This is a genomic window from Salinimicrobium oceani, from assembly GCF_012037645.1.
Genome location: NZ_JAAVJR010000002.1, coordinates 317495 through 336930, shown reverse-complemented (window position 1 = coordinate 336930; position 19436 = coordinate 317495). Strand labels below are relative to the sequence as shown.

Here is a 19436-nt window from a genome sequence, read left to right as displayed (position 1 = left end):
AACAACACATCCTTTTCTCTCTTCTTTGATGTTTCGCGCAAAGGAAGCAAAAGAAATTCGCAAAGAGCGCAGATATTAAAGAACAGTCCCGTAGGGACAACATATCAGTAGAACAAGATTTACCCTCGTGTTAATTGTCCCGGAGGGACAACATATTAGTAGAGACACAAATGTTTCAGCTCGGCGCGGATTACAAATCCGCTCCAGCATTTTCGCTCAAACGGATCTGCGGAAATCAGCGAAATCTGCGGGAAAAAATTTTCATCATCTGCAATATAAATTGAGGCGCCAATGGCCAACAGCTAATAGCCAAAGGCTCAACAAAGAGATCATCCGTGCATCCGTGGCGCAAACATTTTGGAAGAGGTTCAAAAAATGCCATTTTTGACGCCCCTTGTATTTTCAAATTAACTTTTACCCAATAACTTTTCTAATCTTCACGCAATCCCGCGATAACTTCTTATTTTTGCTCCTCTTAAAAGATCAAGAACATTATGTACAGAAGCCATACCTGCGGGGAATTAAGATTAGAAGACAAAGGAAAGCAAGTAAAACTTTCCGGATGGGTGCAAAAGACCAGGGATAAAGGCTTCATGGTATGGGTTGATCTCAGGGACCGCTACGGAATTACGCAACTTATTTTTGACGAGGAGCGTACTTCAAAAGAGATGATGGAAAAGGCTTCTCAGCTGGGTCGTGAATTCGTGATCCAGGTTTCAGGAGAAGTTATAGAAAGAGAATCGAAGAATCCAAACATGCCTACGGGAGATGTGGAGATCCTGGTTTCCGAACTAAAGGTATTAAACTCGGCTCAACTTCCGCCGTTTACCATAGAAGATGAGACCGATGGTGGCGAAGATCTGCGCATGAAGTACAGGTATCTGGACATTCGTCGAAATCCCGTCAAAAATAAACTGATCTTCCGCAGCAAAGTGGCGATGGAAGTGAGGAAATTTCTTGCTGAAAAAGGCTTTATTGAGGTGGAAACTCCGGTATTGATCAAGTCGACTCCTGAAGGTGCCCGCGATTTTGTGGTGCCAAGCCGCATGAACGAAGGACAATTCTATGCTTTACCACAATCTCCGCAAACCTTCAAGCAGCTGCTTATGGTGGGCGGAATGGACAAGTATTTCCAGATCGTAAAATGTTTCAGGGATGAAGACTTGCGGGCCGACCGGCAGCCGGAATTCACCCAGATCGACTGCGAAATGGCTTTTGTGGAACAGGAGGATATTTTAAACACTTTTGAAGATTTTACACGTCATCTGATCAAAGCTGTAAAAGGCGTGGATGTGACCGAATTTCCTCGAATGACCTATGATGAGGCCATGAAGAAATACGGAAATGATAAGCCAGATATTCGCTTCGGAATGGAGTTTGGCGAGCTGAATGATCTTGCAAAGAACAAAGGATTCAATGTATTCGACCAGCAGGAACTGGTAGTGGGAATTGCCGTTCCGGGTGCTGCTTCCTATACAAGAAAAGAAATTGACAAGCTTATCGAGTGGGTGAAGCGGCCGCAAATTGGCGCCACCGGGCTCGTGTGGGCGAAATATAATGACGACGGAACTTTAAAATCTTCTGTTGATAAATTTTACTCTGAAGAAGATCTCAAGGCCTGGGCAGAAAGAACCGGAGCTAAAGCAGGTGATCTTATTCTGGTCATGGCGGGAGATGCACATAAAACCAGAACCCAGTTAAGCGCCCTGCGCATGCATCTAGGTAATGCGCTAGGACTGCGTAAAGCCGACGAATTTGCGCCGCTATGGGTGGTTGATTTTCCTCTTTTGGAGTGGGATGAAGAAACGAATCGTTACCACGCAATGCACCACCCGTTTACCTCTCCAAAACCTGAAGACATTAAATTACTCGACACCGAGCCAGGGAAAGTCCGTGCTAATGCCTATGATCTTGTATTGAACGGAAATGAGATTGGCGGCGGATCAATAAGGATCCACGATAAGAAAACACAGGCGATGATGTTCGATCACCTTGGTTTTACTCCCGAAGAAGCAAAAGCACAATTCGGATTCCTGATGGATGCTTTTCAGTACGGAGCTCCTCCCCACGGCGGAATTGCGTTTGGTTTTGACAGGCTGGTAGCCATACTGGGTGGCCAGGAAACTATTAGAGATTACATTGCATTTCCAAAAAACAACTCTGGAAGGGATGTAATGATCGATGCCCCGGCAAACATTAGCGAGGATCAACTTAAAGAGCTAAATTTGAGAGTGACGCTACAATAGCAAAATTGTGACTGCAATTTTAATTATTACCTATGCCGGAAAAAAAGAGGAATCCTTTATTCAAAAGATTTTTGATTTGGAGAACCAAGCATCTTTCTTTGCAGCAGTTTGTAATGATCCTGGCAGCTGTAATTGGCTTTACATCGGGACTGGCGGCGGTCTTAATTAAGAACCTTACCCATTTTATTCAGCGTTTACTCGAAGGTGAGGTGATTGTCAATTATCATCACGCCTTTTATTTTATTTTCCCGCTTATGGGATTGGCGATTACCATGCTCATTGTACGCTATGGTTTAAGGCGCCCCATAGGCCATGGGATTCCATCTACTTTATACGCAATTTCCAAAAAGAAGGGGATCATGAAACCCCTGCAGATGTATGCTTCGCTCATCACCGCACCAATAACAGTGGGCTTTGGAGGTTCGGTAGGATTGGAAGGGCCTACAGTTGCAACGGGAGCATCTCTGGGTTCCAACATTTCCCGATTGTTCAACATGAACCAGGCCACGCGTACCCTATTAATAGGCTGCGCAGCAGCAGGTGCAATGTCCAGCATCTTTAAGGCTCCTATTGCAGCAATCATTTTTGCAATAGAAGTTTTTAGTCTGGACCTCACCCTCGCTTCGCTCCTGCCTCTATTAATGGCATCGGTTTCAGCAATCCTCACCTCCTATTTCTTTTTTGGTTCAGATATCATTCTTCCATTCAGCCTGCGGGACAATTTTGAAATTGCCGATGTCCCTTATTACGTTCTGCTGGGAGTGCTGGCAGGATTATGTTCCATTTATTTTACCAGGGTTTATTTCTGGATCAACCAGCTCTTTAAGAAAATAGCCTCTCCCTTTCATCGGCTGCTTATTGGAGGTTCAGCATTGGGTGTATTACTGTTTCTTATTCCTCCACTTTATGGGGAGGGGTATAATGTGATCAACAACCTGCTCCAGGAAGATTATCTCGAGGCCTTGGGCAGCAGCCTTTTCAATGAATACCTGGATAATTTTTGGGTCATCATAGCTCTCCTGCTGGGGCTTGTTATCTTTAAGATCGTTGCCACCTCTCTTACCTTTAATGCAGGTGGAGTGGGAGGAATTTTTGCTCCTGTATTATTTATGGGCAGCACCATGGGACATTGTTTTGCCTTATTCATGAATCATTTGAACTTTCTGAAATCTCCACTTTCTGTGAGTAATTTTACACTCGTGGGAATGGCAGGATTAATGGCAGGTGTTTTACATGCCCCGCTTACGGCAATCTTTCTTATTGCAGAACTCACACACGGGTACGAACTATTTGTACCGTTAATGATCACGGCAGCGATCTCCTATCTCATCACCACCAGATTTCTTCCACATTCCGTATATACCATGGAACTGGCGCGACGGGGGGAATTGATCACTCATAATAAAGATCAGGCTGTACTTACTCTTATGAACATTCATCAGGTCATTGAGAAAAATTTCATTCCCCTTAAAACCGGAATGACTCTGGGAGATATAGTAAAAGAGGGAGTAGTAAAATCTTCCAGAAATATCTTTCCAGTAGTTGATGCCGATAATAACTTTATGGGCATCCTGCTGCTGGACGATATTAGGCCGATAATGTTTGACAAGAAGCTCTATGACACAGTAACCATAGAAGAACTCATGCAAACTGCACCCGATATTATAGATGAAGAAAAGGACAGCCCCAGAACGATCATGAAAAAATTCCAGGAAACAGATGCCTGGAATCTTCCTGTAGTGCGTAAGAATAAGTATCTTGGGTTTGTTTCAAAATCAAAATTACTCACCGCTTACAGAAGAAAATTAATAGAAGTAACTGTATGAAAATCTTAGGACTCCTCACAAAAATTGTCGCAATCCTGATAGGTATTGCTATTCTTACAGGATTTTACATCATGCAGGAAGATCAGGCGTTTGGAGACAGGATCGTTGGACTCTCTGTTCTTGCCAGTGTATTTATTTTATTACCTATGTTCCTGGTGCTGCGATGGAGAGGAAAAAAATTAAAAGATTACACCCTTTCCGATGAAAATTTGAAAAAAATGAGAGAGAAAAAAAAGGACTAACTATCAGGGTTTAAAATTTTTAGAAATAAATAACAATTTCATTATCCCCTGTTTCATTTATTAGATTATGTTTGTACTTTATTAATTATTATTTTTTTACAATGGAAGGTACAGTTAAATTTTTCAATGAATCTAAAGGTTATGGATTCATCACCAACGACGAAACAGGAAGAGACATCTTCGTTCACGTTACAGGGTTAAATGGTGAAACACTTAACGAAGGTGACAAAGTTGAGTACGTTGAAGAAGAAGGAAGAAAAGGATTGACCGCAGCTAAGGTGCGTGTTATCAACTAATCATATTAGTTTTATTCTATTCAAAAAGTCCTGCACGATGTGCAGGACTTTTTTATTTTATACCTGTCTATACCTGATGTACCTCTTTTATTCCCGAGAGCATTTCTGCAGTCATCCTGTCAAGGTCAAATTCATGTTTCCAGTCCCAGTCTTCCCTCGCACTCGAATCGTCGATGCTGGATGGCCATGAATCGGCTATAGCCTGTCGAAAATCGGGATGATAGGAGATCGTGAATTCCGGAATATGATTTCTAATGGAAGCTGCAAGTGTTTCCGGAGTAAAATTAAGAGCAGAGAGGTTATAAGAAGACCTCACCTTCACTTTTTTTGCAGGTGCTTCCATTAAGGAGATAGTAGCCCTAATAGCATCATCCATGAACATCATGGGCAATTCGGTATCTTCTTTTAAGAATGAAGTGTAAGTACCAGTTTTTAGTGCCTCGTGGTATATTTCCACCGCATAATCTGTGGTTCCTCCGCCCGGCAGCGTCTTGTAACTTATAAGCCCTGGATAACGAATACTTCTCACATCTACTCCAAACTTCTTGTGATAGTACTCACACCAGCGTTCTCCGGCCTGCTTGCTTATTCCATAAACAGTGGTAGGCTCCATAACAGTAGTTTGGGGAGTATTATGTTTTGGCGTGGTAGGACCAAAAACAGCGATACTTGAGGGCCAGAACACCTTATATATCTTTTTATCCTTCGCAAGGTTCAACACATGGAACAAAGATTCCATGTTGAGACTCCAGCCTTTCATGGGAAACTTTTCGGCTGTTGCACTGAGCATTGCAGCCATGAGATAGACCTCATCAATTTCATACTGAATTACCAGATCTTCAATTTGATTATAATTAGTGGCATCGGCAATTTCAAAGGGCCCCGAGGACATTAGTTCTTCGTTACCTTCTCTAATATCACAAGCGATGACGTTAGCATTTCCGTTCTTTTTTCGAAGTGCCATAGTTAGCTCGGTTCCTATTTGTCCGCAAGCACCAATTATCAATATCTTTGAAGCCATAAAATTTTCCTGTTTTAGAATACACAAAGATATCCATTTAAAGAAATGAGAGAAATTCATAGTCTTAAATGATGTGCTGAAATCTCAGGATTAACCAGAAATCATTAAAACTTCATCTGAAAAACATACCTTTAAAAAATGAGAAAAATCCTGTTACTTTTTTTATCTGTATTCCTAGTGGCTTGTGAGAATCAAGCTGAAGCTCCTCAAAGGGCTCAGGAAAAATATAACACTTCTTTTACAGATGAACTTGAGGTAAGGAATAATCGCAGCGTAACCCTGCAACCCGAAGCACGACAGGTGGTAAGCACCTGGCTTGCTTATATCACTGCCCATGATGAAGTGCAGCAGTTAGAAAATAAGTCGGGCACAGAGATCATGGAGACTTCCAACAATTTGCTTCAGATTATGGAATCCTTGCATACCACGCTTCCAGACACTTTACGCAGCCCGGCTGTCATTGCTCGTACCAATGTTTTGCTAACCAAAGCCAATGTACTGCACCAGCTTTCCAGAAAAAAACAAAAAAATCCTGACGACATTTTTGAAGTTGCAGAGGAACTGGTGGTGGAATTTGACAACTTCAAGCTTCAGCTGAACGAACTTTTTTTAAAGACTCCTGAAAATTTTGAGCTGGAACTGGATGAGGAATATGAACAATCCCTGGAGCCTGACAGTACGGGAACAATTCCCCTGTTCAGGGAAAATAGAAGAACCTAGGCCATATTGCTTTTTTAGAGCCTGCTTTTATTGGAGCCGCCGTGTTTTAATACTTTTTTGAAGACCAATAGCCACCCTATCAAGGCACCCAGTGCAACTCCCACCCCTGCGAAAGTTACTGCCGTTGTTCCCGGAAATGGAGCAGACAGCTGCCCAAGATCCACTATTGGCCAGGTCCCTACTGCGATCAAATAACCTGACACTCCAAAAATAAGCCCCACTATGATAGCCCCTGTTATGGCTGCATAAAGCATAAGAGGTCGATAAATTATTCCGTGAGGGCCTTCATCTGCATATCCGGCTTTCAAGTCTGCTTCTCTCTTCCTGGTCTCTTTCATAATTCAGAATTTGCAGTTAACGTGTCGCTTTCACTTTTTACAGTTCTGTTGTCGAATGGAGAGAGCTGTTGATCAATTTTAAACTGAAGGTCTCTTGAAATAAGATCTTCATTCCCAATGATCCATCCAAAATTAAGAATGGTTTCCTGTGGATTTGCCGGAAAAGGTTTGACCATTTTGAGGTACTCTTCAACAGCATTTGGCAACTCATCCTGATCTACAAGTAAGATAGGACCGTGTTTACCCATATGTCCTAAAACAGCGGCAGGAATTGTGCCCAGTACATTTTCGGCATTGGAGAAAATAAAGTTGTGGCCTGCCTGTGCAATTCCCCATCCAAAATTTCTTGGCGACCAGCCCCAGCCCCATCCAAAGTTTCTTCCGTAGTCCTTGTAGCCTGCATTGACCGTATTTGAGGCATAGAAATTTGGGCCAGCAATACGACGCACTAACCCAAATTCTCCTAGCTCTTTCACAACCTTATCGGAAATCACTTCCGCATTTCCGGTAACATACATGTAGGCACCGTGATCACCAAAGCGTCTTCGCAGGATCTCTTTTGTAGCTTCGGGAACACTATCCTGATATACCCACGCAAAACCGCGACCCATATGCGCATTCCAGCCCATTGCACCCATTCCATGTTTTATCCCGTCGGGATGGTCAATCGCAGAGATCACCACCTCATCTGGATGATCAGATTTTAAGGCGGCCTGCCAGCGGTCAAGTACCTCAGCCAAAAGTATGGGATCATCTTCGTAAAAGGTCCTTACCTCGTAATTCAACTCTTCCTGAATTCGTTTTACTTCAGCCGCAGGTACGTTAACAGCATAAACCTGCTTCCGTCCATCGGGCATTACTCCGTCGGGCTTTAATCGTTTCATTTCGGCAAAAGTGGCTTCAGAAATAGCTCCCTTCTTATCTAAAAATAACATAGGCGCATTTACCGGCATATGCGTCACCCGGTGCATGGTAGTAAAAGCTATCTCCTCGTCCTGTGGCACCAGAATGATCGCACCCACGGCATTATCTTCACGGGTTGCAGCGTAGACAGTCTGCGTTAAAAGAATGGCCTGGGTTTCGGGATCCCCTCCCGGCAGTCTCACCGTAAAAGGTGTAACTGTTGCTTCATTTTGAAGGTCAAGGGAGGTTCTCACAGGCGGACCTTCAGATTTTCCGCAGGAAACCAGGAAAAAGCTAATTAATATGGAAATTATTTTAATTCTAGCGATTACCATGTTTTATGTTTTTTCTTATCATGATAGAATTTAGCGGCCATGCAACAAGGAATCCGATGAATGAAGCGATCCACATGGTACCAAACCACAAAATGTCATCTTCTTTGGGCATCATAGGAATATGGTTCATCATCATCCACCAGCTCATGCTCATCATCCCCAGGCTCACTGCAGTCATGCTCAAAAAAGCTACTTTTAGGCCCTTTAGTAAAACCATTCCGTCTTTCATTTCCATCATGGAATTTTTCATTGGAACCTGTACCAGGAAAATTACCAGCAGCAAGGCTCCCAGGTACATGCCAATCATCATGAGCGGCATTCCTGCCCCGGCCCAAAAAACAGCATCGTTCCAGCCTTCAGAGAAAAAAATTGGAAAGCCAAAATATGCGAATATATAAGCCACTGCGATCATCGCCGGGGCACCATATCCAAATCCCATCATAGTAGCCGATGCTGCCTGAATTCCAGGGGGCCGTAGCCAGCGCGTCATCATACCTTCAAAATAAACCGGTCTTCTATAAGCATTGATGTAAAGAATGACACCCAGAACCGGCAAAAGAGCTGCGCCTAAAGTCCAGGCGATTTTAATAGGCACCATCACCTCTGGCAGCGCGTAAGATGAATGAATAAGTATGAAAATAGCCCCTGCGATACCCAAAGCAATAAAAATAATGGCAATGGCTTCCATTGGCCCCAGGGCTACTGCTCCCATGTCGGCATATGGTGATTTCTCTACGGAAAAATCGAGGCGGGATTGTCCTTTATAGCTCAACCTGTCGCTTACCACCCAAAAATGCCGGAATGGACCTTCGGAAGGTGTCACGAACCAATCGGCTCTCTGGGACCAGATATACGAATCTGTAACTGCCGGAATGCCCCCCTTGTCACCGGCATATAATAAAGCTGCAGCATTTGATTTTGCTAGTGGAAGCGCTGCAAGGCCGTTTAGTGCATCTTCAGGGGTTGTGAGGACGTATTGAAAATATCCGGTGCGTCGCTCATGTTTTCTTCCCCATCCAAATTCTGATTCTTCATCGTGATATTCAGCAAGCTTTACAGCCAGGGCCGCAGGACTTGCAGCCGAGATCTCCACCACTTCTCCAATACCCTCAAGCCCCTTAAAATTCCCTGCCCCTACAGCAAAGATCTTTCGCCCTTTCAGCAGGTTGCGATTTGCATTCAGGTCTTCAGTAAAGAGCACTGGAGACCGATGATATGCGGCAAAGAATACTGCCGGGAGAGACCACTGTAAAGCATCCTGCTCCTCCCCCGAGATAATAATAACATGTTTAGCTTCAGGATCTGGAGTGATACTTTGTTTCACATATTCTTTCCAGTTGTCTTCTGAAGGTTCAAAAGAAGCTACCTTCGCTTCCTCATAAGGAATGCTTTCCTGTAACTGGCTATAGATATTTGAAGCATCACCTGTTAAGCGGGTAGTGTTCTTCATGTGCAGGGTCAGTCTCCCTTTTTCTGGATCGTGGTCAGGACCAACTAATCCGGCCACCTCCACACCTTCTTTTATAGTGAGTAATATTCCGAAGCTTAAAACGATCAAAATAAAAACTGCCAGTACAGGGTAGGTCCAACGTATCATGAATTAAAGTTTAATGCAAAATGTGTATTAATATCCAGGCAAGTCCGCCTAACCCGACACTGCCATGAACTATAGCCAGCCACTTCGGAACATTTTTATGCCTTATATCCCTTGAGAACAAATAGAAGCCTACAAGTGCAGCCAGGGAGAAGATCACGAAACTATCCCAGTGCTTATGATGTTTTTCTGTAGTAAGCGCAAAAGTGAGCAACACCAGGATTCCCAGAACTGCTGCAGTACCATGTGCAAAGACAATTGCTTTTGGAGGAATCTTTTGATCCAGGACATAACTTAAAAGATAACCCCCAAGAAAAACTGCAATCGCAAGTAAGATCACCGCAGTAATAACCATAAATTTATTTTTTTGGATTCATACTTCTTTTGTCCAGAGGGGAGAAAGCAGGACCTTCAATAACCTCTCCTGTTGCTTTGAACCTGCTTCCATGACAGGGGCAGTCCCATGATTTTTCGGCATCATTCCAATCTACTATGCAATCCATATGAGTACAAACTGCCGACTGGCAATGCAGCTGGCCTGCGTCGTCCTTAAAAACGGCCCATTTTTCATCATCAACTTCAACTACCTTCCCCTGGCCCGGCATAATTTCGCTGAAGGAATCTGCTTCCGCTTTTCTGGGGAGATCTTTCAGATATTGTTTAGCCACATTCAGGTTTTCCTTTATAAAATTCTTTGCCGATTTTACCGGAGTGAACCTGGAAGCTTTGTAGAGATCACTCCACTCATTATGCCTGTCGTTAAGCTGGTCATTGAGGATCATGGCCGATAAAACTCCGTAGGTGAGCCCATCTGTCGAAAATCCTGTAGCCAGGAAAATATTGTCGTCAGGACTTTCGCCTATGTAAGGCAGTCCATCGGCAGGTTTGTAATGCTGGGCACTCCACTTATATTCGATTTCCTCTACATCAAAAAATCTTCTGGCATTTTGTTCCAGCTTTTCATAAAAGCGACTGTAGTCATCTTCCTGACCTACCTTGTGATGTCCTCCCAGCACCAGCACGTAATTGTCCTCCCCTTTACTATAGGTTCTCATGGAGGTATGAAAGTCTGCTTCTGTATCCCAATAGATTCCCTCAGGAATATCTCCAGATTTCAATTTTGCCGCAATAGCATATTCTCTATAAGGATAAAGTGCGGTTTGCAGCGCATAAATTCCCTTAGGTGTATGGGTGGCTAAAATGACCTTTTGAGCAGTGACTGTTCCTGAAGCTGTTGAAAGTATGAGCTCCTCTTCCTTTTCAATATGATAAACAGGAGAGTTTTCGAAGATGCGGCAGTTTTCACTGTCAATCTTTTGCGCCAGTTTGCGTACAAAGGCCGAAGGATTGAATTGTGCCTGCTGGTCTACCTTAATCGCTTTACTTACCGGTACCGGCAGCGGCAAATCATCCAGCTCGTGCACCTCAAGATTATAATGTGCTGCAGCAGCAATTTCTTTCTCAATGGTTTTATCTTTCTTATCTGTTTCGCTAAAAAGATACCAGGGCACTCTACGGAAATCGCAATCTATTTGGTGTTCCTTTACAAGATTCTCTATAAAGTTTACTGCAGTCATACGTGATCTGGCAACCTTACCGGCCGTTTCCTCGCTCCATTTACTTTGAATGTGGTGCAGCCGCTTATCTACCATAGCATAAAGATTCCCTGTAGAATATCCAGAGGTGCCTCCGCTTATTTTTTCGGCTTCCAGAAGAGCTACTTTTTTACCAGATTTTGCGAGTAAATAGGCACTGGTAACTCCTGTAATTCCTCCTCCAACTATCGCAACATCTACAACGATTGACTCCTTTAAAGTCGGAAAATTTGTAAGAGGAGCCGTCGAATTCCAAATTGAACTGGTCATAATTCAGCGTTTATTTCTAAAGTTAAACATTGTAAACTGCAGCAACAAAGCCATTTAAGTTAGTATTTTGTTAATCCTGCTACAAATTGGTCTGTACTGTAACATTCCTGCAAAACAATCGTCTAAAACCTAAAGCTTTACTATGCGATCCTTTCTCTTTATTTTTCTTTTTCTACAGGCCGACTTTTTACAAGCCCAGGAAATCAAAGCTCAGGTACTTGATGCCTCAACCAAGAAGCCCATTCCTTACGCCAATGTGATCTTTGCCGAAAATCGCGGAATAGTGACTAACGAGGAAGGCTTCTTTGGATATATTCCCGAAAAGGAAAATTCTCCCAAGCGCATTAAGATCTCTTCCCTGGGATATGAACTTCTTGAAATAGCGCCAAATGACATTTCTGCGGGGATCGTCTATTTAAAACCCGCCTCCATTGAACTGCGTGAGGTATTTCTTTCCAACAAAAATCTTTCGGCTAAAGAGGTGATAGAGAAGGTTAAAGAGGAAGTCAAGAATAACTATAATTTCGACAACAGCAGGAAAAGGATCTTTTTAAGAGAATCGGACTTTAATTATATCCGCAGGTTTGACCTGGAGGTCGACAAAAGCACGATTGCGGGAATTGACCAGAAGCTCATGAACGAGATCTCCAGTAAAATTCCAAAGGTCTCCGATTCTTACAAGGAGATCCTGGCCGATATGTATGGAAACTATGACCAGCAGAAAGTAAATATTATCAAGGCCGCCAATCTCTACAATCCGCAGAACACTAAATCTTTGGAGCAGCTAACAGATCACTTGAGTCAGCTTTTTATGAACACGCTTAAGGAACGGTCTTATTTAAAAGTGCGTTCAGGAATTGTGGGGGTCAAGATCGATGAGGATGAACTTCAGGAGGAATTCATTGTAAAGGAACAGAAGAAGGAAAAAACTTCCGAAGAAATTGAACAGGATCGAATAAAGAGTCGGGAGAATCTTCAGAAAGGTTCCAATTCCCGCGTGAAGAAGCTCTTGAACGGTATGTTCTGGAAAGAAGACATCGTTTTTAACCTTTTTGACAAGTCTAATAAATACAGATTTAAGATCAATGGGTATGCCTGGATCGACAATGCGACAGTATATGTAATCGATTTTGAACCCAAACGCGGGGCAGATTTCAAGGGCAGAATGTACGTAAACACGATAGATTACGGGGTGCACAGACTGGAATATGAGAATGTAAAACCGCTGAAGAAATTCCGGCTTTTTGGAATAAGTACAGCAGATGATGTTTACCGCGGAAAAATGATCTTTATAAAAGATGAAGCAGGAAAATATAATCTTAGCTACCTGGAAAGGGAGACAGGAGAATCTGTAGGAATAGATCGACCTCTAACTATTATTGAAAAGAACAAACACGTACCGGGGAGACGAAAACAGAATGAACTCGATCTGGACCTAAGGCTAAATGTGAGTTCGGTAAATAAGCTGCAGCTTGTGGTTTATGAAAATGAAAGTCTTACAACCGGCCTGGCGCAGATCAACGAAACCAGCGATTTTGAATATGAAACTTTTAAAGCTTACAATCCAGATTTCTGGAATGGCTATAATATAATCGAACCCAATGCTGCTATTAAAAGTTTTGTGGCATTCGAGAATGATGAAGAAAGCCTCTAAACCCTTTCCTTCGCCGCTCTTCCGGTCATGGTTTTGACCGTTAGAAATAAGGTGGCGCTAATTGCGGCCGTCAAAGTAAAAACAACCAGGTGATCCTCCTCAAAGGAAAACAGCAGCATCTCACAATGATGGCCGAATTCCTCAAGGTTGGCAAGGGCGTGTAGGACCATACCAGCTACACTGTAAACAAGGAAAATTCCACCTGAAATTTGTAAAATTCTTTTCATAATCAGGATGTTAGAGCACGAATATAAATCTAATTATGTAAGATTGTATACATTGTTTGAAAAATTTTCCTACAAAAAGCTGAGGGTGAATCAGATATAAGACACCTCAACTCCCTCCCAGCTTTGCTGCTTTACGCTTCACACCTCTCAAAAAAGCTTATCTTGAACAAAATTTTTCTTATCATGCAAAAACGTATTTTCATCGTCATTTTTCTTTTCTTCGGAAGTATCACCTATGGACAGACACAGCAAGCCAAAGTAGATAAACTCCTGGAAGACTGGCATGCTGCTGCCGCCGCTGCGAACTATGTTAACTATTTCGACCTTATGGCTGAAAACTCAGTTTTTATAGGTACAGACGCTACCGAAAATTGGAACAAACAGGAGTTCATGGTCTGGTCCAAACCTTATTTTGACCGCGGAAAGGCCTGGAGCTTCTCCACGCTTGAACGAAACATCTTTTTTGCTGAAGATGGAGAGCTTGCATGGTTTGATGAGCTGCTTGATACACAAATGGGCATTTGCCGTGGAAGTGGCGTTGCCGTAAAGGAAAACGGCAGGTGGAAAATTAAACACTATGTGCTGTCCATAGCCATTCCAAACGAAAATGTAGATGCTGTTACCGGTCTAAAAGCCGAATTTGACAAAAAGCTAATCTCTAAGTTGCGCCAGTAATAAAACTCAGGAGCAAATTCTCATTTCATTACTTTTTATTATTTTTCGCACCTATTAAAATTGACTAAAACATGAATAAATTAAGTAAAGGTTTCCTTCTTTCTCTTTTGGCCACAGCTGTTGCTACAGGTTGTAAAAATGACAAGGAAGTAGAAGCTGAAGAACCACGCGGGATCAATTTATCTTACATGGATACAACCGTGGCACCGCAGGAAAATTTCTTTAGATATGTGAATGGCCGCTGGCTGGATACCAATGAAATACCAGAAGACAAGACTGTATGGGGAAGTTTTAACGAACTTCGGGAAAAGACAGATGCAGATGCCCTCGCCTTGCTTGAGGCCGCTGCAAACAATGGAGAATTGGATGCCGGTAGTGACCAGGCAAAGGCTGTATATCTATACAAGACAATTATGGACACTGTCGCGAGAAACAAGCAGGGAATTGAGCCGCTCCGGCCGTACCTTGACAAGATCGCAGCTATAAAAACTAAAGAAGATGTTCAGAACTACCTTCAGGAAATGCAGTTGTATGGCGGCGGCGGATTTTTCAGCTTTGGCGTGGGAGCCGATGCGAAGAACTCTAACATGAATGCAGCCTATCTTGCTGCCGGAAGCCTCGGGTTACCAGATAGAGATTACTACATCGCAACAGATGCCGATTCAAAGGACAAACGTGAAAAATACGTTGCCCATATCACCAGAATGCTCCAGTTCCTGGGAGATTCAGAAGAAGAGGCGGCAAAAAAGGCAAAAACCATCCTCGACTTTGAAACCGCACTGGCGCAACCTCGATTAGACAAAGTAGAGCGTCGCGATGCCCGAAAGACCTATAATCCCATGACTACTGCCCAGCTTCAAAAGACAGTTCCCGCCATCAACTGGAACCGCTATTTTGAAGCTCTTGGAGCTGCAAATGTGGATACCGTTATAGTTCGCCAGCCCAGATACATGGAAGCAGTTCAAAAAACTCTGGCATCACAGAATGTAGAAAACTGGAAAGAATATTTACGCTGGACCCTTTTTAATGACGCGGCTGGGATGCTCACTACCGAGATCGAGGATGCCAACTGGGATTTTTATGAAAAGACATTACGTGGCGCACAGAAACCGCTGCCCCGCAATGAACGTGCGCTGGCAACCATAAACGGTACCCTTGGGGAAGCACTCGGAAAGTTATATGTAGAGCAACATTTCCCGGCAGAAGCTAAGCAGAAAGCCGAAGAGATGATCCAGAATGTGATCAAAGCCTTCGAAAACAGGATCGATAACCTTGCCTGGATGAGCGACAGCACAAAAGTAAAAGCCAAGCAAAAACTCAATACTACCCAGATCAAGGTAGGATATCCAGATGAATGGAAAGACTACAGCAGCGTAGAGATCAAGGAACCTGCCTCTGGCGGATCTTATTTTCAGAATATGCTCAATGCAGCCAAATGGCGTGTACAAGAGGATATATCAGAACTTGGTGAGCCTGTAGATAAGAGTGAATGGTTCATGGCGCCTCAAATTGTAAATGCTTATTATAACCCTAGCTATAACGAGATCGTTTTTCCAGCAGCCATACTTCAGCCACCCTTCTACGATTACAAGGCAGATGCGGCAGTGAATTACGGCGGAATTGGTGCTGTAATAGGCCATGAGATCTCCCACGGTTTTGACGACAGCGGTTCTCGCTTTGATGCAGATGGAAACCTGAACAACTGGTGGTCCCAAAAAGATCTTGAGCAGTTTGAAACCTTAGGAGGAAAACTGGCCAGCCAATACAGCGCTATCGAAGTACTGGACTCGGTTTATATCAACGGAAAATTCACACTTGGTGAAAACATTGGAGATCTGGGAGGAGTTAACGCCGCTTACGACGGCCTGCAAATTCACCTGAAGGAGCATGGCAACCCCGGAAAGATCGATGGTTTCACGCCAGAGCAACGCTTCTTTATGAGCTGGGCAACTGTGTGGAGAACCAAAATGAGAGAAGAAGCGCTTAGAAACAGGATCAAAACAGACCCACACTCTCCGGGAGAGTATCGTGCGTACGTACCGCTTCAAAATATTGATGCTTTCTATGAAGCCTTTAATATTCAACCCGGAGATAAAATGTACGTCAAGCCCGAGAACAGGGTGAAAATATGGTAATACCCGTCAAAAATGACATTTTTAAAGCCTCTTCTTACGAAGGGGCTTTTTTCATGGCTCAAGAAATAATTAATTCCATCTATCTGTAAAAGCTAATTTTAAATTAATTTCAGCCTCTCATTTTAATCAATGTTACAGCGGATATTTCGGGCTTATGTGGGTTCTTTCAGTGACCTGAGACGGGAGGTATGGCTCCTGGCGTTCATCACCTTCATCAACAGGGCGGGTACCATGGTGATCCCTTTCCTTTCCCTTTATCTAACCAAGAACAGGGGCTTCTCCCTTGATGAAGTCGGCTGGATCCTCACCTTTTTTGGACTGGGATCTGTTGCCGGCGCCTGGGTGGGTGGGAAACTTGTAGACAGGATTGGTCATTATAAGACTATGGCGCTTAGTCTGCTGCTTTCGGGTGTGCTGTTCATATTTTTACAGTTCCCGGTTTCGTTCTGGGGCATCTGTGCAGGGATCTTTATTGTAATGCTGGTTGCCGATGCTTTTAGGCCGGCAGTTTTTGTTGCCATTAATGCCTACAGTAAACCTCAGAACAGAACGCGTTCTGTAACTTTAATAAGGCTGGCAATAAATCTCGGCTTCTCGGCGGGGCCAGCCGTTGGCGGATTGATCATCGCAGGTGCCGGGTACAGCGGACTCTTCTGGGTTGACGGGATCACCTGTATCATGGCCGGCCTGCTTCTGCTTAACCTCCTCCACCCCAAAAAGGCCGTCGAGAATCCGAAAGATATTATCAGCATTCCCAAGTCCATGATGAAAGACAAGCCTTACCTGGTGTTCATCCTGGCGATGATCCTCTTCGGATTTGTATTTCTTCAGTATTTCTCAACCATGCCGCTGTATTACTCGAAAGTGCATTTATTATCGGAATTCGAAATAGGATTGCTTCTTGGCCTGAACGGCTTCTTAATATTCCTATTTGAAATGCCGCTTATCAAGTACCTGGAATCAAAAGTGAGATCCACTTTATTTCATGTTATCACAGGAACTGTTCTTGTGGCCATAAGTTTTCTGCTTATTAATCTTACAGGATGGATAGGCATCGTGATCGTGGGAATGATCTTTTTGACCCTGGGAGAAATGATCGCCTTTCCATTTTCAAACAGTTTTGCCCTCAAAAGAGCCGAAGGCGGAAAACAGGGAGCTTATATGGCAATGTACAGCATAGCTTTTTCCACAGGGCATATTTTTGGACATAATTCCGGGATGCAATTAATCGATAAATTTGGTTACAGTCTTACCTGGAACGTAATGATCCTGCTCTCCATAATCACCTGCGTACTCCTTATCTATGTTTTGTTTCTGGTCAAAAAAGAAACAGATGCCTCTGTTTTGCGAGCTGAGGAAAGCCAGATCCCTTCATAACAGTTAAATAATAGATATTCTATAACTTTCAACAACCAAAAAAATGGATCCTTCTAACGGTTATGAGAAAATAGCGGAGCAGTTTCTCGAGCATCGCGAGCATGATGTGGAGAGAACAGGAGCCTCAGCTGTAAGCGGTTGGGCAAAGACCTTAGCCCCTGCTGCTGCTGTCCTTGACCTGGGTTGTGGCTCGGGAATTCCTATTTCACAGGTGTTCATGGAGGCAGGGATGAAGGTATATGGAATAGATGCCTCTCCCACAATGATCGGGAGGTTTAGGAGCAACTTTCCGGGAAGTAATGCAGCCTGCGAATCTATTGAGCAGTCTTCCTTTTTTGACCGTTCGTTTGACGCCATTATTGCCTGGGGCTTGCTTTTTCTTCTCCCTGAGAATTCCCAGGAAAGCTTAATTAAAAAAGTAGCAGGTGCTTTAAAACCTCATGGGAAATTTCTCTTTACCGCACCGCATCAGAAGGTGGAATGGACAGATGTTATGTCCAAACACACCTCGAGATCACTTGGAGGAAGGAAATACAGAAAGCTTATTTCTGAAAATGGCTTGAGCCTGATGCGGGAATTCGACGATAAGGCAGGAAATCACTACTTCTGCGCAGAGAAAATCTGAATATTTTTTCAAAGCCGAAAATCCTCCACTACAATACCTTTCAAAAATGACATTTTTGCCGGCCTGTTTTTAGCTTCCCAAATATAATTTTATCTTGCAGCAGAACCTTCTCCCCCCTACTTCAAGAAGGTCTCTTTAACTTTTCGATATTTTTTCTAAAAAAGACCGAAGAGTAAAACTGCACCTTTTAATTTATACAATGAAAAAATTATTACTGTTCCTCGCTTGTTGCGGACTCTTCTCTCCTGCAAATGCCCAGGATGCAAATGTTGAAAAATCAATTTATGGCCTCCAGACCGGCTTTCTGGGAATTTGGATGCATAACGAAACGGCACTATCCAACAAGATCGCTCTAAGAAGTGAGCTGGGCTTTGATAGTGGGATTTGGGGAGGAAGCTTTTACGATAAAACAGGATTTTTGATGACTCCGGTCCTCACTCTCGAACCCAGGTGGTATTATAACCTCGGAAAAAGAGTGCGCAAATCCAGAAGAACCCGCGGTAACAGCGGAAATTTTGTCGCGCTTAAAACCAGCTATCACCCCGATTGGTTCGTTATTAGCAATTATGAAAATGTGCATGTAATAAGTGATATTTCCATTATCCCAACCTGGGGGATAAGACGCCAGCTTGGCAAACATTTTACCTACGAGGCCGGGGCAGGATTAGGTTATCAGTATATTTTTGCAAAACAGGCTGGCTACAGGGAAAACAAAAGTGATGCAGCATTCAACCTGCATCTCAGGATAGGCTACAGGTTCTAGGGTAGTTTGAGATCACGAATTTTCAGCAGTATGATTTGTGATTTAAGTACAGAAAATCGAATGGAGATCTGGGACTCTGATAAATTATCAACAACATACACGGAACAGCCTTTAAAAATGACATTTTTGAAAAGCATTATCTCCAAAGCCTTCAGGTCTTAAAGGCAAGTTCCCTGTACCTGTTAATTGCTTATTGTTAATTGCCAACTGTTTATTGCTAATCCTCGGTAAACACAGACTCGAAAACATCCTCGCTCCTTGAAAAATCAAGAGTTTCGGCTTCGGGAACGTATTTCAGGAATTGATCGATCCCTTTTTGGAGCATAAGTTCTGTAGAGAATTTGCGGCTGGTAGCAAGTACGAGTCCGCCGCGGGTAATTCGGAAGAAATATTTTCCAGAGCCCGTTCGTGCTTTTCTAAAAGTGAAGGATTCCAGATCCTTCTGAATGGTCTCGATGATCTTTTCGCAATCTGATTTTTCTCTGCAGGCTATGCTGGTGAAAATGGTTTTTCCCTTTCGGGAAGCAAAGGTGAACTTGTAATTCCCATTCTCTCTTTTACTTATCACAAACGCACTCATAGGTTCTCCTCAAT

The 19436-nt window shown here is 43.3% G+C and carries 19 protein-coding genes; 11 read left to right on the top strand and 8 right to left on the bottom strand.

Features of this window, described 5'->3' with window-relative positions:
• Positions 1-494 precede the first annotated feature (494 nt).
• The 4 genes from aspS (at position 495) to HC175_RS05035 (ending at position 4610) form a co-directional block, all read left to right on the top strand.
• The gene (gene aspS, locus HC175_RS05050) at positions 495-2246 is read left to right on the top strand and encodes an aspartate--tRNA ligase (RefSeq protein WP_168137381.1); all 1752 of its coding nucleotides are present in this window, start codon (positions 495-497) and stop codon (positions 2244-2246) included.
• A 32-nt stretch (positions 2247-2278) separates the two neighbouring features.
• Positions 2279-4072, top strand: coding sequence for a chloride channel protein (locus HC175_RS05045; protein ID WP_168137380.1), 1794 nt, complete (start codon positions 2279-2281; stop codon positions 4070-4072).
• Positions 4069-4314, top strand: a complete 246-nt coding sequence (locus tag HC175_RS05040; RefSeq protein WP_168137379.1) for a hypothetical protein — start codon at positions 4069-4071, stop codon at positions 4312-4314. The genes HC175_RS05045 and HC175_RS05040 overlap by 4 nt, the downstream gene beginning before the upstream one ends.
• Before the next feature lie 101 nt (positions 4315-4415).
• A complete protein-coding gene (locus tag HC175_RS05035) occupies positions 4416-4610 on the top strand; it encodes a cold-shock protein (protein WP_168137378.1) in 195 nt (64 codons plus the stop codon).
• 67 nt (positions 4611-4677) lie between these two features.
• Here HC175_RS05035 and HC175_RS05030 read toward each other — a convergent pair whose 3' ends face one another.
• Entirely contained in the window at positions 4678-5631 is a 954-nt protein-coding gene (locus HC175_RS05030; protein ID WP_168137377.1) for an NAD-dependent epimerase/dehydratase family protein, read from the bottom strand.
• 138 nt (positions 5632-5769) lie between these two features.
• Between HC175_RS05030 and HC175_RS05025 the strand changes: the two genes are divergently transcribed.
• Entirely contained in the window at positions 5770-6351 is a 582-nt protein-coding gene (locus HC175_RS05025) for a hypothetical protein (RefSeq protein WP_168137376.1), read from the top strand.
• A 14-nt stretch (positions 6352-6365) separates the two neighbouring features.
• Here HC175_RS05025 and HC175_RS05020 read toward each other — a convergent pair whose 3' ends face one another.
• From HC175_RS05020 to HC175_RS05000, 5 genes are read right to left on the bottom strand one after another with little or no spacing between them, the layout of a single operon-like run.
• Positions 6366-6689, bottom strand: a complete 324-nt coding sequence (locus HC175_RS05020) for a hypothetical protein (RefSeq protein WP_168137375.1) — start codon at positions 6687-6689, stop codon at positions 6366-6368.
• Positions 6686-7927: a hypothetical protein gene (locus HC175_RS05015; protein WP_168137374.1), complete on the bottom strand. Its 1242-nt coding sequence runs from the start codon at positions 7925-7927 to the stop codon at positions 6686-6688. Before HC175_RS05015 ends, HC175_RS05020 begins: the two co-directional genes overlap by 4 nt.
• The gene (locus HC175_RS05010) at positions 7914-9524 is read right to left on the bottom strand and encodes a DUF4396 domain-containing protein (protein WP_168137373.1); all 1611 of its coding nucleotides are present in this window, start codon (positions 9522-9524) and stop codon (positions 7914-7916) included. Before HC175_RS05010 ends, HC175_RS05015 begins: the two co-directional genes overlap by 14 nt.
• A 10-nt stretch (positions 9525-9534) precedes the next feature.
• Positions 9535-9876 carry a hypothetical protein gene (locus HC175_RS05005; protein ID WP_168137372.1) on the bottom strand — a complete coding sequence of 114 codons (342 nt, stop codon included), beginning with the start codon at positions 9874-9876 and terminating at the stop codon, positions 9535-9537.
• 4 nt (positions 9877-9880) lie between these two features.
• Complete coding sequence (locus tag HC175_RS05000; RefSeq protein ID WP_168137371.1) at positions 9881-11386, bottom strand: FAD-dependent oxidoreductase; 1506 nt, start codon at positions 11384-11386, stop codon at positions 9881-9883.
• 142 nt (positions 11387-11528) lie between these two features.
• Here HC175_RS05000 and HC175_RS04995 point away from each other — a divergent pair, with 142 nt between their 5' ends.
• The gene (locus tag HC175_RS04995) at positions 11529-13040 is read left to right on the top strand and encodes a carboxypeptidase-like regulatory domain-containing protein (protein WP_168137370.1); all 1512 of its coding nucleotides are present in this window, start codon (positions 11529-11531) and stop codon (positions 13038-13040) included.
• On the opposite strand, the gene HC175_RS04990 is transcribed toward HC175_RS04995, so the two are convergent.
• Complete coding sequence (locus HC175_RS04990) at positions 13037-13267, bottom strand: hypothetical protein (protein WP_168137369.1); 231 nt, start codon at positions 13265-13267, stop codon at positions 13037-13039. The two genes, HC175_RS04995 and HC175_RS04990, sit on opposite strands and share 4 nt — an antisense overlap.
• Before the next feature lie 183 nt (positions 13268-13450).
• Here HC175_RS04990 and HC175_RS04985 point away from each other — a divergent pair, with 183 nt between their 5' ends.
• The 5 genes from HC175_RS04985 (at position 13451) to HC175_RS04965 (ending at position 18842) form a co-directional block, all read left to right on the top strand.
• The gene (locus tag HC175_RS04985; protein WP_168137549.1) at positions 13451-13942 is read left to right on the top strand and encodes a nuclear transport factor 2 family protein; all 492 of its coding nucleotides are present in this window, start codon (positions 13451-13453) and stop codon (positions 13940-13942) included.
• 71 nt (positions 13943-14013) lie between these two features.
• A complete protein-coding gene (locus HC175_RS04980) occupies positions 14014-16077 on the top strand; it encodes a M13 family metallopeptidase (RefSeq protein WP_168137368.1) in 2064 nt (687 codons plus the stop codon).
• Positions 16078-16206: 129 nt separating this feature from the next.
• Positions 16207-17454, top strand: a complete 1248-nt coding sequence (locus HC175_RS04975) for an MFS transporter (protein WP_168137367.1) — start codon at positions 16207-16209, stop codon at positions 17452-17454.
• A 43-nt stretch (positions 17455-17497) separates the two neighbouring features.
• Entirely contained in the window at positions 17498-18079 is a 582-nt protein-coding gene (locus tag HC175_RS04970) for a class I SAM-dependent methyltransferase (protein ID WP_168137366.1), read from the top strand.
• 199 nt (positions 18080-18278) lie between these two features.
• Complete coding sequence (locus HC175_RS04965) at positions 18279-18842, top strand: hypothetical protein (RefSeq protein ID WP_168137365.1); 564 nt, start codon at positions 18279-18281, stop codon at positions 18840-18842.
• A 217-nt stretch (positions 18843-19059) separates the two neighbouring features.
• Here the strand turns inward: HC175_RS04965 and HC175_RS04960 are convergent, their stop codons facing one another.
• The gene (locus tag HC175_RS04960; protein WP_168137364.1) at positions 19060-19422 is read right to left on the bottom strand and encodes a DUF1508 domain-containing protein; all 363 of its coding nucleotides are present in this window, start codon (positions 19420-19422) and stop codon (positions 19060-19062) included.
• Positions 19423-19436: the final 14 nt, after the last annotated feature.